Source organism: Nonomuraea sp. NPDC051941 (assembly GCF_044593615.1).
The window spans coordinates 15,625-30,537 of sequence record NZ_JBIUCF010000051.1 but is presented as its reverse complement, the minus strand read 5'-3'; the positions used below and the strand labels follow the sequence as shown (position 1 = coordinate 30,537).

The window sequence follows — 14,913 nt, the reverse complement described above, 5'->3', positions numbered from 1 at the left end:
CGGGTGGACGCGCTCGCCTTCTTCCAGCCGATCGCCCAGCAGGCGGCCGCCGCCGGCATCGGCACCCGCTTCATCTCGCCCGCCGCCGGTGACGTGCCCGGCCTGGAACGGACCGCGCACGGCGTCGTGTTCACCACCCAGCGGATCATCGACAAGAAGCCCAAGGAGGTGGCCGCCTTCCAGGCCGCGCTCCTACGCGCCCAGCGCTTCATCCACGGGGCCGACCCCGCCGAGATCACGCGGCTGCTGACCGTCTACCTCAAGGGCATCGACCCGAAGGCGCTGACCGAGCTGCCGGGTCTCATGCGTACGGAGATGCCGGAGAGCATCGGCTTCACGCGAGCCTCCTTCGACACGGCCATCGCCTTCCACCGCGCGACCGGCCTGGTCAAGCACCTCCCCACGTACGAGAAGATCGTGCCACCCCACTGCGGACGCCCTAGCAGAATGTCCGATCGAACCTTTTATTTCCCATGTGCACCTGATTATCCAAGTCCGGGCACGACTTGATAGGCGCGTCCAAATTGTCGCCGCGCCCGAGTTACGGGGAGTGGAGATCAGATGATCATTCAGGAAGTGCGGGAGAAGAGCGTCCCTGAGGGCCGCCCGGTCACCGGGACGGCCGTGGCCGACACGACGAAGCTGCTGCTGCAGCCGCCGTTCACGATCGAACCGGCGCCCATTCAGCGTGCGGCCCCGGCTCCGGTCCCCATCCCGGTCCCGCCGATCGTCGGGCCCCGGATCCTCATCTACAAGCAGGACCCCACCGTAGCCGAACTGGGCGTCAGGCCGATCTTCATCCCCAACCCGGTGCTCAACGGGCCCACCGACGCCCGGGTCATCACCCAGCTGCCCGGCACCACGCCCGTGGCGCGCAGCGTCAACGGCGACTTCATCTTCGTCCCCAACTCGCCGGAGTTCGACTGCTCGCACACGTACGCGGTCGTCCGGGAGACGCTGACGATGTACGAGCGCCACAACGGCGGCACGCCCATCCCGTTCGCCTGGAACACCGGCGGGAACCTCGACCGGCTCACCGTCTTCCCGCACGCCGCGGTCGGGGCCAACGCCTTCTACAGCAGGACGGCCAAGGCGCTGAAGTTCCTCTTCTTCACCCCGACCGGCACCACGCAGCAGGTCTTCACCTGTCGCTCGCTGGACATCGTGGCGCACGAGACCGGCCACGCGATCCTCGACGGGCTCAAGCCGGGCTGGCTCGCCGCGGACAACCCGCCGCAGACCGGCGGCCTGCACGAGTCGTTCGGCGACCTGACCGCGGTCTTCCTGACGCTGGCGCAGCCGGACCAGGCCGAGGCGCTCGTCGCGCTCACCAAGGCCAACCTGCACGCCAAGTCGTTCCTGTCGGCCCTGGCCGAGCAGTTCGGGCAGGCGCTCGGCCGGCCGTTCGGCCTGCGCAACGCCGACAACGACCTCAAGCTGAGCGAGGTCAGCAACGAGGTGCACGCGATCTCGCAGGTGTTCACCGGCGGCATCTACGACGTGCTGGCCGACATCTACGCGTTCGAACGCACCAGGCAGGGCGCGCTCAAGAGCCCCACCGTGATCCTCATGGAGGTCGCGAACCAGCTGTGCGAGCTGCTGTTCAAGGCCATCGTGAAGGCGCCCGCGACCAAGGCCACCTACACGGACGTCGTCAACCAGATGCTGCAGATCTCGGCCGCCCAGGGCGATCCCAACATCTACCGGACCTTCATCCGCAACCGGTTCGCCTTCCGCGAGGTGGTGACGTCGCCCACGCCGTTCTCCGAGATGCTCTCCGGCGAGATGGACTTCAGGAACGCCGACTACACCGGCGACGGCAAGACCGCGAAGGACATCACCAACGTCAAGCCCGCCGACGCGTCGTCGGCCAGCCTGCGCGCGGTGCAGGACCGTTCGAGCTGCTGCGGCACCATGCAGCTGCCGGAGTTCCAGGTGATCGGCGCCGACAAGCTGACGACCAAGGGCCAGCTGCACGACGACGACATCCTCGCCTCGGAACTGAGCGCGCTGAAGAAGGCGTTCAAGTAACCACGAGCCCGGCGAACACCTCGCCGTATCGTGCGGTGCGGCAGGGGGAGTCAGACATGCGTGTGAAGATCGAGAGAACCGGCGGCTTCGCCGGCATCGAGGAGGCCGTCGGTGAGTACGACACCGACGACCTCCCCGAGCCTCAGGCCGCCAGGGTGTACGAGGCGCTGTCCGCCATCGACGCCGCCACGGCCGAGGGCGGGTCTGAGGAGGTGGGCGCCGACCTGATGACCTACCGGATCACCGTCGGCAACGGCGCGGGACGGGTCTACACGGTCTCCGACGACCCTTCGTCGAAGGTGGCCGACCCGCTGGCCGTGCTGCTGCGCCCGTCCGCCTGACCGGACGCCGCCATCCAGGCCGCGATCTGCGCCCGCGAGTTGACGCCGAGCTTGTTCAGGATGTTGCGGACGTGGCTGTCGACGGTGTGCTCAGAGATGAACAGGCGGGCCGCGATCCGCTTGTTGCTCAGCCCGTCGGCGACCAGCCGGGCGACCTCCGCCTCCCGCTTCCCGAGCGGCCCCGCGTCGGCGGGGGCGGTCCGGGCGGCGGGAGCCGGCTCGCCGAGCGCCAGCCTGATCGCGGCGTCGCGGCTCAGGCGTGCGCCGGCCTCGTACTCGGCCCTGAACCCGGGCTCGCCGAGCGCCGCCGTCGCCGACTCCTCGGCCCGGGCGACCAGCCGGGTCAGGTACGGCTGGAGGCTCGCGCCGGCGCCCGTGCGCACCGTCTGCGCCGCTCCGAGCAGCCGCGCCGCGACCTGCGCCTGTCCGGAGGCCGCGGCGTGGCAGCCCAGGGCGTCGAGCAGGCAGTACTGCGCCACCCGGTCGTCGATCCGGTGGGCGATCGGCAGGGCCTCCGCGAGCAGCGGCTTCGACTCGTCGAGCGCGCCGGCCATCAGCATGGCCGAGCCGAGGTTCAGCAGCATCATGCCGAGGCTGTAGAGGTCGCCGATCTCCCGGCTGATCCGCACGCCCTGCGACGCCGCGGCCCTGACGTCGTCGAGGTCGCCGTCGGCCAGGCCGTTCAGCGCTCGCGACTGCAGCGCCATGAGCGTGGCCGGGAGGTCGTCGAGGGCCGCCGCGACGGAGTGGGCCTCCTCGGACAGGCGCCTGGTGGACAGGCGATCGCCGGCCATGTTCGCGGCGATCGCGGCGAGGGAGAGCGACTGCGACAGCAGGCTGCGCAGGTCCGCCTCACGAGCGGCCGCCACCGCCCGTTCGAGCGCCGGGCGGGCGGCGGCCGGATCCGACTGCAGCACGGCCAGGAAGCCGCGCATGAAGTACCCATGAGCCCGCGTCGGCGGGTCGCCGAGGCCGGAGGCGAGCAGTTCGTCCAGCCATCGGACGCCCTCGCTCGTGGCTCGCGTCATCCAGTACCAGCCGAGGAAGTAGACGAGGGCGACCCCTTCCTGGGCCGGGCAGCGCCTGAGGACCGACCGGATGTTGTCGATCTCCAGGTCCATCCACGCGAGCCACTCGACGAGCCGAACCCGGGCCTCGGCCGCGGACCGGCGGCACCTCGACCGGTAGTAGCCGGAGCAGCGCCGTTCGACGGCCTCCTCCTCGCCGGCCGCGCGCAGCTTGAGCCCGGCGTACTCGCGCATCGTCTCGTGCAGCCGGTAGCAGGCCAGGCTGCCGGCGTCCTCCTTCATCACCAGGGACTTGTCGACGAGCGACGACAGCAGGTCCAGCGCCCGCTCCACCGGCACGTCGTCCCATGCGCAGACCGACTCGACGTCCTCGAGGGTGAACCTGCCGGAGAACACGGACAGCCGCCTCAGCAGCGCCTGCTCGCCCGCCGCCAGCAGGTCGTGGCTCCAGTCGATGGCGGTACGCAGGGTCTGATGGCGGGGCAGCGCGGCCCGTACCCCGCCGGTGAGCAGGCCGAACCGGTCGGACAGCCGGTCGAGGATCTGCTCGGCGGTGAGGACCCGTGTCCTGACGGCCGCCAGCTCGATCGCCAGCGGCAGGCCGTCGAGCCGGTGACACAGCTCGGCCACGGCCGCCTGGTTCGCGGCGGTCAGCTCGAAGACGCCCGAACCGGCCGCGGCCCGTTCCACGAAGAGCGTGACCGCCTCGTTCTGCCGGACCCGCGCGAGGGGCCCGGCCACGGGCAGCTGGAGCGGCGGCACCGGCACCACGTGCTCACCCGGCGCCGACAACGGCTCCCGGCTGGTGGCCAGCACGCTCACGCCCGGCGCGGCTTTCATGATCTCCGTCACGAGCCGGGAGGCCGCTTCGAGCAGATGCTCGCAGTTGTCCAGCACGATCAGCAGCCGCTTGTCGCGCAGGTGGGCCGGCAGCCGGGCCAGGGGATCGGCCGCCGCCTGGTCCCGCAGGTCCAGGGTCGCCAGCACGGTGTCGCCGACCCGCGCCGGATCCCGGACCTCGGCCAGCTCGACCAGCCACGCGCCGCCGGGGAACCCGCGTCCGAGGTCGGACGCCATCCGCACCGCGAGGCGGGTCTTGCCCACGCCGCCCGGCCCGACGAGGCTGACCAGCCGGGCCTCGGTGAGCTTCTTCCTGACTTCTGCCAGCTCGTGGCGGCGGCCGATGAAGCTGGTCGCTTCGGCCGGCAGGTTGCCCGAGCGGCGCGGCGGTCTGGCCATCGTTGATCTGGACACTACTCCCGGCGGCGGATCGATTGGCCCCCTAAATCACGAATTTCCGTGATATCGGAGCTCGGAGGCGGCTGCCTACGCTGACCAGCGACGCGGCCGCGCGGCGCGTCCTGCCGGCAACTCGTCCAAGGGGGCACCATGAAGGCAATCCGCTATGACCGGTACGGCTCGCCCGACGTCCTCGAGCTCCACGACGTCGACCCACCCACCGTGGGCGACGACGACGTCCTGGTCAGCGTGAAGGCGGCCGCCGTCAACCCGCTCGACTACCACTTCATGAGGGGCACGCCGTACGTGGTCCGCTCGATGAGCGGCCTGTCACGGCCCAAGCCCATCGGCATGGGCGCCGACCTGGCGGGGTGCGTCGAAGCGGTGGGCAGGAACGTCACCAGGCTCCGGCCGGGGGACGAGGTGTTCGGCGGCCGGGCGAAGCCGGAGGCGCGCAGCGCGGCGTTCGCCGAGTACGCCTGCTTCCACCAGGACGCGATGCTCCTGAAGAAGCCGGTCAACCTGACCTTCGAGGAGGCCGCCGCCATACCGGTGGCCGCGCTCAGCGCCCTGCAGGCGCTGCGGGACAAGGCGCGCGTCCGGGCCGGGCAGCGGGTCCTCGTCAACGGCGCCGGGGGAGGCGTGGGCACGTTCGCGGTCCAGCTCGCCAAGGCGTACGGGGCCGAGGTCACCGGCGTGTGCGGCACCGGGAACGTGGAGATGGTCCGCTCGATCGGCGCCGACCACGTCGTGGACTACACCCGGGACGACGTCACCCGGGCCGGGCGGAGCTACGACGTGATGATCGACATGGTCGGAAACCACTCGCTGTCCGAGATCAGGCGCGTGCTGGCCCCGAAGGGGGTGCTGGTGGCCGTCGGAGGGCCGGTCAAGGGGCTGTGGCTGGGGCCCTTCACCGGTCCGCTCAAGCTGATGGCGCTCTCCGTGGTCGTGAGCCAGCGGCTGGCGCCCATACTGTCGCGGACGAGCAGCGAGGATCTCGAACTCCTGCGGGACTTCGCCGAAGCCGGGAAGATCACGCCGGTCATCGACCGGACGTATCCGCTCAAGGAGCTGCCCGAAGCCGTCCGCTACCTCGAGAAGGGTCACGCCCGGGGGAAGGTCGTCATCACCATATAGTTGGAAAAATAGGTAGACCGGTCTATATTTTCCGCATGATAGGAACCAAAGGCGCGCAAACCAGCGCCCGGCTGGTGGAATCGATGCTCGAGCTGATCCAGGCCCGCGGCTACAGCGGCACGGGCCTCAACACCGTGGTCGAGCACGCCCGCGCTCCCAAGGGATCGCTGTACTTCCACTTCCCCGAGGGGAAGGAGGCGCTCGGCGAGAAGGCCGTCGCGCTCGCGGCCGAGCGCTTCCGCGCCCTCGTGGTCGAGTCGGCGCTGGAGCCGGGGAGCCCGGGCGACGTGGTCCGGCGCGTGATCGACGTGCTGGCCGGCATGCTCACCGACAGCGACTTCCAGCTCGGCTGCCCGGTCTCGGTGGTCACGCTGGAGATGGGCGCGCAGAGCGAGCGGCTGCGGGAGGCCTGCGCGGACGCGTTCGACTCCTGGATCGACCCCATGGCCGAGTACCTCGTAGCCCAGGGCCGCCCGGCCGCCGCCGCGCGGACGCTGGCGACGGCCGTGGTCAGCACGGTCGAGGGGGCGATGATCATGTCACGCGCCCGGCGGTCGGTGGAGCCGCTGCGCTGCGCCGCCGACGTCATCGCCGCGCTCCTGGCCGGGGAGACGCTGTCATGAGCCGGCACGCCCTGGTGTTCGGGGCGACGGGGCTCATCGGACGCCACCTGATCCTCGCTCTTGGCCAGGCCGGCGTACGGGTGAGCGCGGCCACCCGGAGCCCCGAGTCGTACCGGCGGCTCGTCCGCTGGCTGGAGGAGCACGGGCACGACGAGGCCCCGGCCGATCTCCGCGTCGACTTCGAGACGCCGTCGCTGATCAGCGGCGACGCGGCGGACGTCACCGAGATCTACAACTGCGCCGGCGCCTACCGGTTCGGGATGCCGGCGGAGGAGGCCCGCCGCGCCAACGTCGACAGCGTTCGCGCCGTCGTCGCCTTCGCGGCGGGGCTGCCCCGGCTGCGCCGCCTCGTGCACGTCTCCGGCTACCGGGTGGGCGGGCAGGACCCCGAGCCCTGGAGCGACGAGCGACGGCGGGAGACGTACGAGGCGCTGGGAGCGTACGAGGCGTCCAAGGTCGAGTCGGACGCCGTGCTCCAGGCCACCGCGGACCGGCTCGGCGTCCCCTGGTCCGTCGTCAACCCCTCCAGCGTGATCGGCGACAGCGTCACCGGCGAGTCGGACCAGCAGCTGGGCCTCGCGTCGAGCGTGAAGGAGATCTGGCAGGGCAGCATGGCGGCGCTGCCGGGAGACGCCACGACGTTCGTGCCGGTGGTCACGGTCGACCATCTGGCCCGGTTCATGACCCTGCTCCCGCTGGACGAGGCCGCCGAGCGGAGCGCGTACTGGGTGCTCGACGACGACACGCCCGCGTTGCCCGATCTGCTCGCCCGCGTCGCGGAGCACTACCAGGTCAGAGCGCCGCGTACGCGGATCCCGGTGTCCCTCCTGAAGCGCCTGCCCCGATGGCTCACCAAGGCCGACCCGGAGACGCTGACGTTCCTCTCGGACGACCGCTACCCCACAGGTCCGGCGGACGCCTTCGCCGCCCGGCACGGCCTCGCCAGGCCGGACGTCACCACGTCCGTCCTGCGCTGGGCCGACCACCTGGCGGCCCACCGGTTCGGAGCCGTCTCCGCAGGTCGGCGGCGGTTCACCGCGCCCGGCGGGGTCCGCACCTTCGAACTCGGCGAACCGGACGCGCCCACCGTGGTCCTGCCGGGCCTGCCGGTGAACGCCGACACCTGGGCCCCGGTCGCCGCGGCGCTGGACCACGCCCGCGTCGTGGACCTGCCCGGGCTGGGGCTGAGCGCGGGACGGCCCGGGGACTGGCCGCGCTGGCTGACCGCCCTCGTGGACGAGACCGGCGCCCGTCACCTGGTGGGTCACTCCGTGGGGGCGGCGGCCGCCCTGGAGGCGGCACTCGCGCGTCCCGATCTGGTGGACCGGCTCACGTTCGTGTCGCCGTTCTTCCTCCAGGCGCGCGCCGGTCTGGCCGCGCGGTCGGCGTTCCTGAGCCGCCGGTATCTGGGCCGGGTACGCCCTGAGGCGCTGGCCCAGCGGCTCACCGGGGACGTGGCGTACGCGAAGGCGCTGGAGTCCAGCGTCGCCGACCTGCGCCGGGGCCGCGTGGCCGCCGACGTCGCCCGGCTCCTGGCCGGCGTCGGCCGGGAGGACCGGCGCGCGGACCTTCGGGCCAAGCTACGGCGGTACGCGGGGAGCGTGCACGTCATCGTGGGAGCCGGCGACCCGCTCACCGCCGGGGGACGCATGCTGCTGGACACGCTCCCCCGGGCCACGGTGACGGTCGTCCCCGGCGCCGGCCATCACCCCCAGCTGACACACCCGGACGAGCTCGCCCGCGCCATCCGGATCCCCTCGGCGGAGGTGCGGGAGCCCAGCTCTCCCGCCGTGCCGTCTTAGGGGCCGCCACGTTCGACCCGGGTGACGGTCGGGTTGGTCAGAGGGCCTCCTCGGGCTGCCAGGAGGCGTGGATCATGGCCCGTTCCGTGGCGGCGAGGTGGGTGGCGGCGGCCACCCACGCCCACGCGTACCGGTCCGGCCCCGTGTCCGTCAACCGCCCGAACACGTCACGGCTGCGGCGGTCCGCCTCGGAGGTCAGCCCCGTGACCAGGTCGGCGGCGGCCTGGAACCCGGCGTTGCGCAGCTGGGCGTACGACTCGCCGTTGCGGGCCGACTCGGCCACCGCCCGCCTCCCGCCGGACACGGCCAGCTCGACCAGCCTGCGCACCCGCCAGAGCGGCGCGCCGGCCACCGGGTCCACCTCCTCGCCGTCCGGGGGCGGCGGGCAGGCGTCCTGGGGTGGGAGGTGGGCTCCCTGGAGCCGGTCGTACCCGAGGTCGGCGTGCCCCTGCCATTCGGGGGGCAGGCGCAGCGTCGCCTCGGTGCCGGGGACCGGACCGACCGCCAGCGGGAGCAGCGTCGCCACCCGGTCCGGCTCCACCCGGCCCACCACCCGTACGAGCAGGCCCGGACGGGAGGCGAGGCGCCGCAGGTTGTCGACGTGGGCCAGCTCGGGATGGTGACTGGCCGGGACGAGCCGGATCAGCGGACCGTGGCCCCGCACGTCACCCCCGGAATCGGGCAGCACCGCGCGGGCCAGTACGTGGTCGCCTGCCGCGCCGACGATGACCAGGTCGCAGCCGACCGGTTCGCGGGCCTGTTCCGCCGTGTCCGACTCGCTCCAGGCGTGACCGGAGAGCCGGGCGCCCGCTGCTTCCGCCAGCGGCCGGGCGAACAGGGCCGCCATCGGCCCCTCCGTCCACGGCATGCCGGAGACGGGGGTGGCCCGTACGCCCTTGCCCGCCCCGAGGCGCCCATCCGGGGAGACGGTGGCACCGACGATCAGCAGCCCGGCACGGGAGAGCTGGGAGTGGTTCAGCATGGCGGGGCCGATGGCGACGGGCGCGGTGGCGGCTCCACGGGCACGGGCCGATCCGCCCGGCTTGACGTCGGCCACCGAATACCAGCGGCCGTCCTCCGCGACCACGTGCGTCACCACGCCGCCGTACCCGGTGGCGCTGATCACCGGCTCCCTGAACACCCCGTACACCTTCAGGCTCCCGCCCGGCTGGTAGTTGCGCCGTACGGTGCCGGCCAGCGCCGGGTCGGGGTCCGCCCCGGCCAGCCGGCCCGCGGTGAGCAGCAGCTCGCGCAGGGCGGAGACCAGGTCGGCGAGGCGGTGGCCGTCGTGGCGGGCGCGGGCGCCACGCAGCCCCCGCACCACCCGCAGCGCGGCGGCCTCCGCTCCCGGCAACCCCGCGAGGCGGGCGGTGTGCGCGGCCCTCAGCAACTCGGCCTGGGGCACCGCGCCGGCGGCGGGCACCCCGGCGGCCAGCACGGCGGCGGCAGCGGCCCACAGCCCGGTCGCGGCGGCCACCTGGTCCGCCGTGGGCCCCGTCGCCTCGTCTGCCCCCTCAGCCGCACTGTCAGGTGTGCCGCTGACCTCCGGCTCCGCGGCTCCGTCGGGTGCGGGTTCGGCGTCGGAGGAGTCGCGGGAGGTGGTCTCCTCTCCGCCGGCGAGCGCGTCCCCGATCGGGCAGGCACTCAGTACGGCCGCACGATGCAGACAGCGCGGCGCCAGCAGGCAACTGCACGACGCCTGGTCACCGTCGGCGATCACCCCGGACGGCCCCGGCGAGAGCGTGACGACCGCGTCCTCGCCGCAGGCGATCCGCACGCCCTCGCCGCCGGCCGTGACGGGCAGGGCGGCGTACTGTTCGATCGCCGCGTCCAGCTTCTTGCGCAGCCGCGAGGTCAGGCTCTCGACGGCGGCGGCCACCACCTCCGGGGTCACCGGCGGCAGCGGCCCGCCGCCACCGGGAGAGCCGGACGGGACCGTCTCCGGAGCGGGTTCGGGAGTGGTTGATGTGGAGGGGTTCACCGGTGTTCTCCGCGGAGGCGGTCGCCCACCCATCGGGCGAGGGCGAGCGGGCTGAGCGCGGCCACGGGCATCCCGGCCGCGACGAGTTGCTGGGCGACGGGGATCGAGTAGCGGGGTACGCCGTCGTCGTCCAGGGCGGCGCATCCCATCAGGTGCACGCCGGAGCCGGCCAGCGCGCGCACCTCGGCGAGCAGGCCGCCGATCGGGTAGCCCTCCTCGAAGTCGCTGACCACCACGACGAGCGTGCGGCTCGGGACCGTGACCAGCGTACGGGCCTGGGCGAGCCCGGCGGCGATGTGCGTGCCGCCGCCGACCCGTACCTCCAGCAGGAGGGACAGCGGGTCGCTGACCCGGTCGGTCAGGTCGATCACCTGCGTGGAGAACGACAGGAAGTGCGTGGACAGCGTCGGCACCCCCGCCAGCACGGCGGCCGTCAGCGCCGACCAGATCACCGACGCCTCCATGGAGCCGGAGACGTCCACCACCAGGATCAGCCGCCAGTCGGCCTCCCGGCGCGAACGCGTGCTGAACACCGGCCGCTCCGGCACCACCACGAGCCGGCCGTCGTCCAGGCGGCGCGTGTGCGCCAGGTTGGCGCGCAGGGTGCGCGGCAGGTCCAGCTTGCCGCCGGGGCGGCGGGTCGGGCGCGGTGTGGCGACCCCGGTCATGGCGGGCCGCAGGCGGGTGGCGAGCTCGCGGGTCAGCTCGTCCACCAGGCGGCGTACGAGCGGGCGCAGCTTGGCCACCTGCTGCTCCGGCAGGCCGCCCGCCAGGGACAGCACGGAGGTCAGCAGGTCCACGGACGGCCGGACGGAGGCGGGGTCGAGTTCGGTCAGCACGTCGTGGCGTCCGGCGTCGGCGGCGCGGGCCAGGACCTCCTCGCGTACCTCGGTGCCGAACAGCGCCTCCAGCTCCTCCGACCACTCGCGTGCCGTGGGGAACGGCGCCTCCTTGCCGCCCCCGTCCCCCGGGGCGGGCCCGAAGTCGTTGGCGCCTTCGCCACGGCCCGACCCGTACAGCTCGTCCAGGGCGCGGGCGTACGAGCGGGCGTTTGGGGGCAGGTTTTCTGACTCCCGGCCGAGCAGCAACCGCCACCGGTCCGCGGGCCTCAGCCTGCGGTGGATGTCGGTCACGGGAACGGCGACCGCCTCCGGCTCCTCCGAGGTCCCGGCCTGCGGTTCATCCGCCGGTGCCGGGGTGCTCTCGATGGGGATGGGGAGCCCGAGCGCGCGCAGAGCCTCCAGCCCGGCCGCGTCGGCGGCGGTCCAGAGGGCCAGCAGCGCCGGTGGAGCGTGCAGGGCCACGTCGAGCCGGTCGCCGAGCCGTTCGGACACCACCCCCAGCAGCCGGGCGCGCCCGGCCGGGCTGAGCGTGTCGAACCCGCCGCGCAACGCCGGCAGCCGGTCCAGGAACTCCTTGTCCGTGAGCCCGTCCACGCGGTTCATGAGCGGGTCGAGAGCCGCCGGGGCCGACTGGAGCAGCGGCCCGGCGGCCGTGAGCACGCCGGTCAGCAGCCGGGCCAGCCGCAGGCGGCCGTCGGGGCCGGTGGCGGTGTCGATCCAGCCGGCCGCCCGGTCTCCGAGCGAGGCCGGGCCGTCCAGGTCCAGCAGCACGCGGGCGGCCAGCGCCGCCCCCTGCATGAGGGGCGAGGCCGTACGCGCGAGCACCGCCAGAGCGTCGTCCATCCGCAGGCCCAGGCGCTCCTCGCCGGCCCGGGAGGCGAGGGCGACCAGGGCGACCGCGTCCTCCGGTTGATCGCTGCCCGCAAGCCCCGGCAGGGCGCGTACCGCCGCCTCCAGGAGGGTGCCGGACAGCTCTCCGGCCTGCTCGCGGCCCTCCGGCGTGGTGCCGGGCAGGTGCCGGCGGCGCAGGGCCTCCAGCAGGTCGAGGGCCTGGAGCAGCTCGGCGAGGCTCGCGGTGGCGGGCAGCGTGACGGCGGCGTCGGCGAGGCGGTCGGCCACCAGGTCGGGCAGGTCGCAGCCGGCCGCGGCGCGCAGGCCGCCGAGGATGAGGGCGCAGGTCGGGCCGCCGTCCGCCGACTCGCGGCGGTACGTCTCCCGCAGCGTCCCGGCCGCGGCCTGGGCGAGGGTCACACCGCGCACGCCCGCCAGGTCCAGCAGGGCCGGGACCGCGGGGGTCCAGGCCAGCCGCCACCTGGTGGTGAGCGCGGCTCCGTCGCCCGTGCCCATCACCTCGATCGGCTCGCCGTAGTTGACGCCGCAGACGAGGAGGCGCTGGAGAGCGACCTCGCGGCGGGCGTCGAGGTCGGAGCGGAGCGGATCGAGACGTACCTCACGAGGTTCGGGGTTGTCGGGACACGGGAGGCGCAGAGCGGCGAGATCGGCCTCCACGGCGGGCCCGAGCCCGGAACGCGGCGTGCCGGGCGCGGTCCTGCCCCGCTGGGTGCCGACGAACACGGTGTCCAGCGCCCGCGCCAGAGCACGTCCCCGGCCGAGCGGCTCGCCCTGGCCGAGCACGGTCGTCACCGCCTCCAGCAGCTCGCCGCGCCCGGGGGCGGGCAGGCCGCGCAGGCCGGCCAGGTCGCAGGCGAGCCGCAGCGTCTCGACGGCCTCGCCGGTGCCCGCGGTGTGCCCGGCCGAGCGCAGCTCCCGGCACAGGTCCGTGATGGCGCGCGCGGCGCCGTCCCGGACCTTCCCGGGATCGCCCCCGGCCGCGAACACGGCCTGCTGCCAGCGCGGGTCCCGGATGCCGGCCGGGTAGCCGGACCGGGAGTCGAGCAGGTCGAACGCGTACGGCACGAGCGAGGTCACGGGCACCGGCCCGGCCTCGTCAGCCGGCCCCACGGCGGGGCCGGTGGCCTCGTCGGAGGCCAGGCGGAGCGCGGGCGCGTGGAAGGCGCCGATCACCGCCGCGACCCGGCGGCCACCGGCCGCGGCGACCGCGAGGACGCGGCGCATGTGGTCCTCGCGGGCCAGGTCCATCGCGGGCACGCCGCCCGCGGTCTCCGCGTCGCGGCGCAGGGCCCAGCCGACGCCGAGGGCGGCGCGGCGGACGGCCTCGGGTTCGCAACCGGGGGCGAGGACCTCGACGGCGCGGTCCCACATGTCGTCGCCGTCACGCCCGCTGCCGGCCCTGGCCAGCCCCTCGGCGAAGGAGACACCACGCGGGCCCGCCTCCTCGGCGAGGGGAGCCGGCGCGGTGGCGTCCCAGCCGCGGTCGGACAGCGGGAGGTCGCAGCAGACCACCTCCGCCCCGCGCTTCCAGGCCCACCGGATGGCCACCAGCTCGGGCGAGAAGTCGGCGAACGGGTAGAACCCGAGCCCGCCGTCGACCCGGGCCCCCGCGAGCGCCACCGGGGCCTGCGTCCCCGGGTCGGCCAGGTGCGCGAGCCAGGGCTGGAAGTCCGCCGGCAGCTCGACGCAGACCACCTCGGGGTCGGCGGCGTCCAGCAGCGCGGGCAGCACCACGGCCAGGGCGGGGCTGTGGTGCCGCACCCCCAGCAGGTACGGCCGCGACGAGGCCGCCAGCTCGGCGACCGCCTCCCGGGGATTCAGATCCGGGGCGGGCGGATTGAGGCTCTGAGCGGTCAACGGAGGTTCTCCCGCAGGTCCCACAGGCGGCGCCACATCGCCGACCCGTCCTCCGCGCGCCTGCGCACCGGCCCGTCCCAGTAGCCCAGCAGCCGCCCGTGATCCGCGGGGTCGTCCTTGCGCACGACCCCCAGCAGGTGACCGGGCACCAGGTCCAGCACGTCGCCGGTGGGCAGGTACGCCGCCGCCACCCCCAGCGAGGCCGCCACCTGCACGGCCTCGGCCGTGGACATGACGGTGCCGGGGCGTTCGACGTCCCAGCCCTCGGTGGAGCGGCCGGAGCGCAGGTCGCGGAAGACGGTGACCAGCGCGTCGAGCACGGCGTCGTCCACCCCGAAGGTCGCGCCGGCGCGCTCGACGACGGCCGTGGCCTGGCGGCGTACCAGGGAGACCTCGGCGTCGGCGTCGGAGATGGGGCCGACGGTCTCGAAGTTGAAGCGCCGCTTGAGGGCGGCCGACATCTCCGAGACGCCGCGGTCGCGCAGGTTCGCCGTGGCGATGACGGTGAACCCGGACGCCGCCGCGACCTGCGCGTCCTCGGTCCCGGCCAGCTCGGGCACGCTGACCCGCCGGTCGGACAGGATCGACACGAGCGCGTCCTGGACCTCGGGCAGGCAGCGGGTGATCTCCTCCACCCGGGCGACGCGGCCGGAGCGCATGGCGGTCAGCACGGGCGAGTCGACGAGCGCCGTCCGGCTGGGGCCCTGGGCGAGGAGCAGGGCGTAGTTCCAGCCGTAGCGGAAGGCGTCCTCGGTCGTGCCGGCGGTGCCCTGGACGGTGAGCGCGCTGGTGCCGCACACGGCGGCGGCCAGCAGCTCCGAGAGCATCGACTTGGCGGTGCCGGGCTCGCCGACCAGGAGCAGGCCGCGCTCGCCGGCGAGGGTGACGACGCAGCGTTCGACGAGGGCCCGTTCGCCGACGAACTTGGGCGCGATCTTCATCCGGCCGTCCAGCGTCTCGTCGCCGCTGCCGCAGATGAAGGTGACGACCGCGCGCGGGGTCAGCGCCCAGCCGGGCGGGCGGGGGCCGGAGTCGTGGGCGGCGAGGAAGGCGAGTTCGGCGGCGTGGCGCTCTTCGGCGGGCAGCACCTGCCGGGCCGAGGGGGCGCGATCTTCGGTCAAGGTCATGAGAAGAGAAGTCCTCTGAGTCATCGGTGGATGGAATGGGCGCGCCCCGG

The 14,913-nt window shown here is 73.9% G+C and carries 10 protein-coding genes; 6 read left to right on the top strand and 4 right to left on the bottom strand.

Annotated elements, in window-relative coordinates; genetic code table 11:
- Positions 1-3: 3 nt before the first annotated feature.
- The 3 genes from ACIHFD_RS53840 to ACIHFD_RS53830 are packed head-to-tail and all read left to right on the top strand — an operon-like array spanning position 4 to position 2,372.
- Complete coding sequence (locus ACIHFD_RS53840; RefSeq protein WP_397373519.1) at positions 4-510, top strand: hypothetical protein; 507 nt, start codon at positions 4-6, stop codon at positions 508-510.
- Positions 511-561: 51 nt separating this feature from the next.
- Positions 562-2,031: a hypothetical protein gene (locus ACIHFD_RS53835; protein WP_397373518.1), complete on the top strand. Its 1,470-nt coding sequence runs from the start codon at positions 562-564 to the stop codon at positions 2,029-2,031.
- A 56-nt stretch (positions 2,032-2,087) separates the two neighbouring features.
- Complete coding sequence (locus tag ACIHFD_RS53830) at positions 2,088-2,372, top strand: protealysin inhibitor emfourin (protein WP_397373517.1); 285 nt, start codon at positions 2,088-2,090, stop codon at positions 2,370-2,372.
- On the opposite strand, the gene ACIHFD_RS53825 is transcribed toward ACIHFD_RS53830, so the two are convergent.
- Positions 2,300-4,654, bottom strand: coding sequence for a LuxR C-terminal-related transcriptional regulator (locus tag ACIHFD_RS53825; protein WP_397373516.1), 2,355 nt, complete (start codon positions 4,652-4,654; stop codon positions 2,300-2,302). The two genes, ACIHFD_RS53830 and ACIHFD_RS53825, sit on opposite strands and share 73 nt — an antisense overlap.
- A gap of 135 nt (positions 4,655-4,789) precedes the next feature.
- Here ACIHFD_RS53825 and ACIHFD_RS53820 point away from each other — a divergent pair, with 135 nt between their 5' ends.
- Genes ACIHFD_RS53820 through ACIHFD_RS53810 form a run of 3 tightly spaced genes read left to right on the top strand, consistent with a single transcriptional unit; the run spans position 4,790 to position 8,204 of the window.
- Positions 4,790-5,779, top strand: a complete 990-nt coding sequence (locus tag ACIHFD_RS53820) for an NAD(P)-dependent alcohol dehydrogenase (protein ID WP_397373515.1) — start codon at positions 4,790-4,792, stop codon at positions 5,777-5,779.
- A 35-nt stretch (positions 5,780-5,814) separates the two neighbouring features.
- Positions 5,815-6,402 carry a TetR/AcrR family transcriptional regulator gene (locus ACIHFD_RS53815; protein ID WP_397373514.1) on the top strand — a complete coding sequence of 196 codons (588 nt, stop codon included), beginning with the start codon at positions 5,815-5,817 and terminating at the stop codon, positions 6,400-6,402.
- The gene (locus tag ACIHFD_RS53810) at positions 6,399-8,204 is read left to right on the top strand and encodes an alpha/beta fold hydrolase (RefSeq protein ID WP_397373513.1); all 1,806 of its coding nucleotides are present in this window, start codon (positions 6,399-6,401) and stop codon (positions 8,202-8,204) included. Before ACIHFD_RS53815 ends, ACIHFD_RS53810 begins: the two co-directional genes overlap by 4 nt.
- A 37-nt stretch (positions 8,205-8,241) precedes the next feature.
- Here ACIHFD_RS53810 and ACIHFD_RS53805 read toward each other — a convergent pair whose 3' ends face one another.
- From ACIHFD_RS53805 to ACIHFD_RS53795, 3 genes are read right to left on the bottom strand one after another with little or no spacing between them, the layout of a single operon-like run.
- Complete coding sequence (locus ACIHFD_RS53805; protein WP_397373512.1) at positions 8,242-10,185, bottom strand: SWIM zinc finger family protein; 1,944 nt, start codon at positions 10,183-10,185, stop codon at positions 8,242-8,244.
- Positions 10,182-13,736, bottom strand: coding sequence for a DUF5682 family protein (locus tag ACIHFD_RS53800; protein WP_397373511.1), 3,555 nt, complete (start codon positions 13,734-13,736; stop codon positions 10,182-10,184). Before ACIHFD_RS53800 ends, ACIHFD_RS53805 begins: the two co-directional genes overlap by 4 nt.
- Entirely contained in the window at positions 13,733-14,863 is a 1,131-nt protein-coding gene (locus tag ACIHFD_RS53795; protein ID WP_350732152.1) for an AAA family ATPase, read from the bottom strand. The genes ACIHFD_RS53800 and ACIHFD_RS53795 overlap by 4 nt, the downstream gene beginning before the upstream one ends.
- Positions 14,864-14,913: the final 50 nt, after the last annotated feature.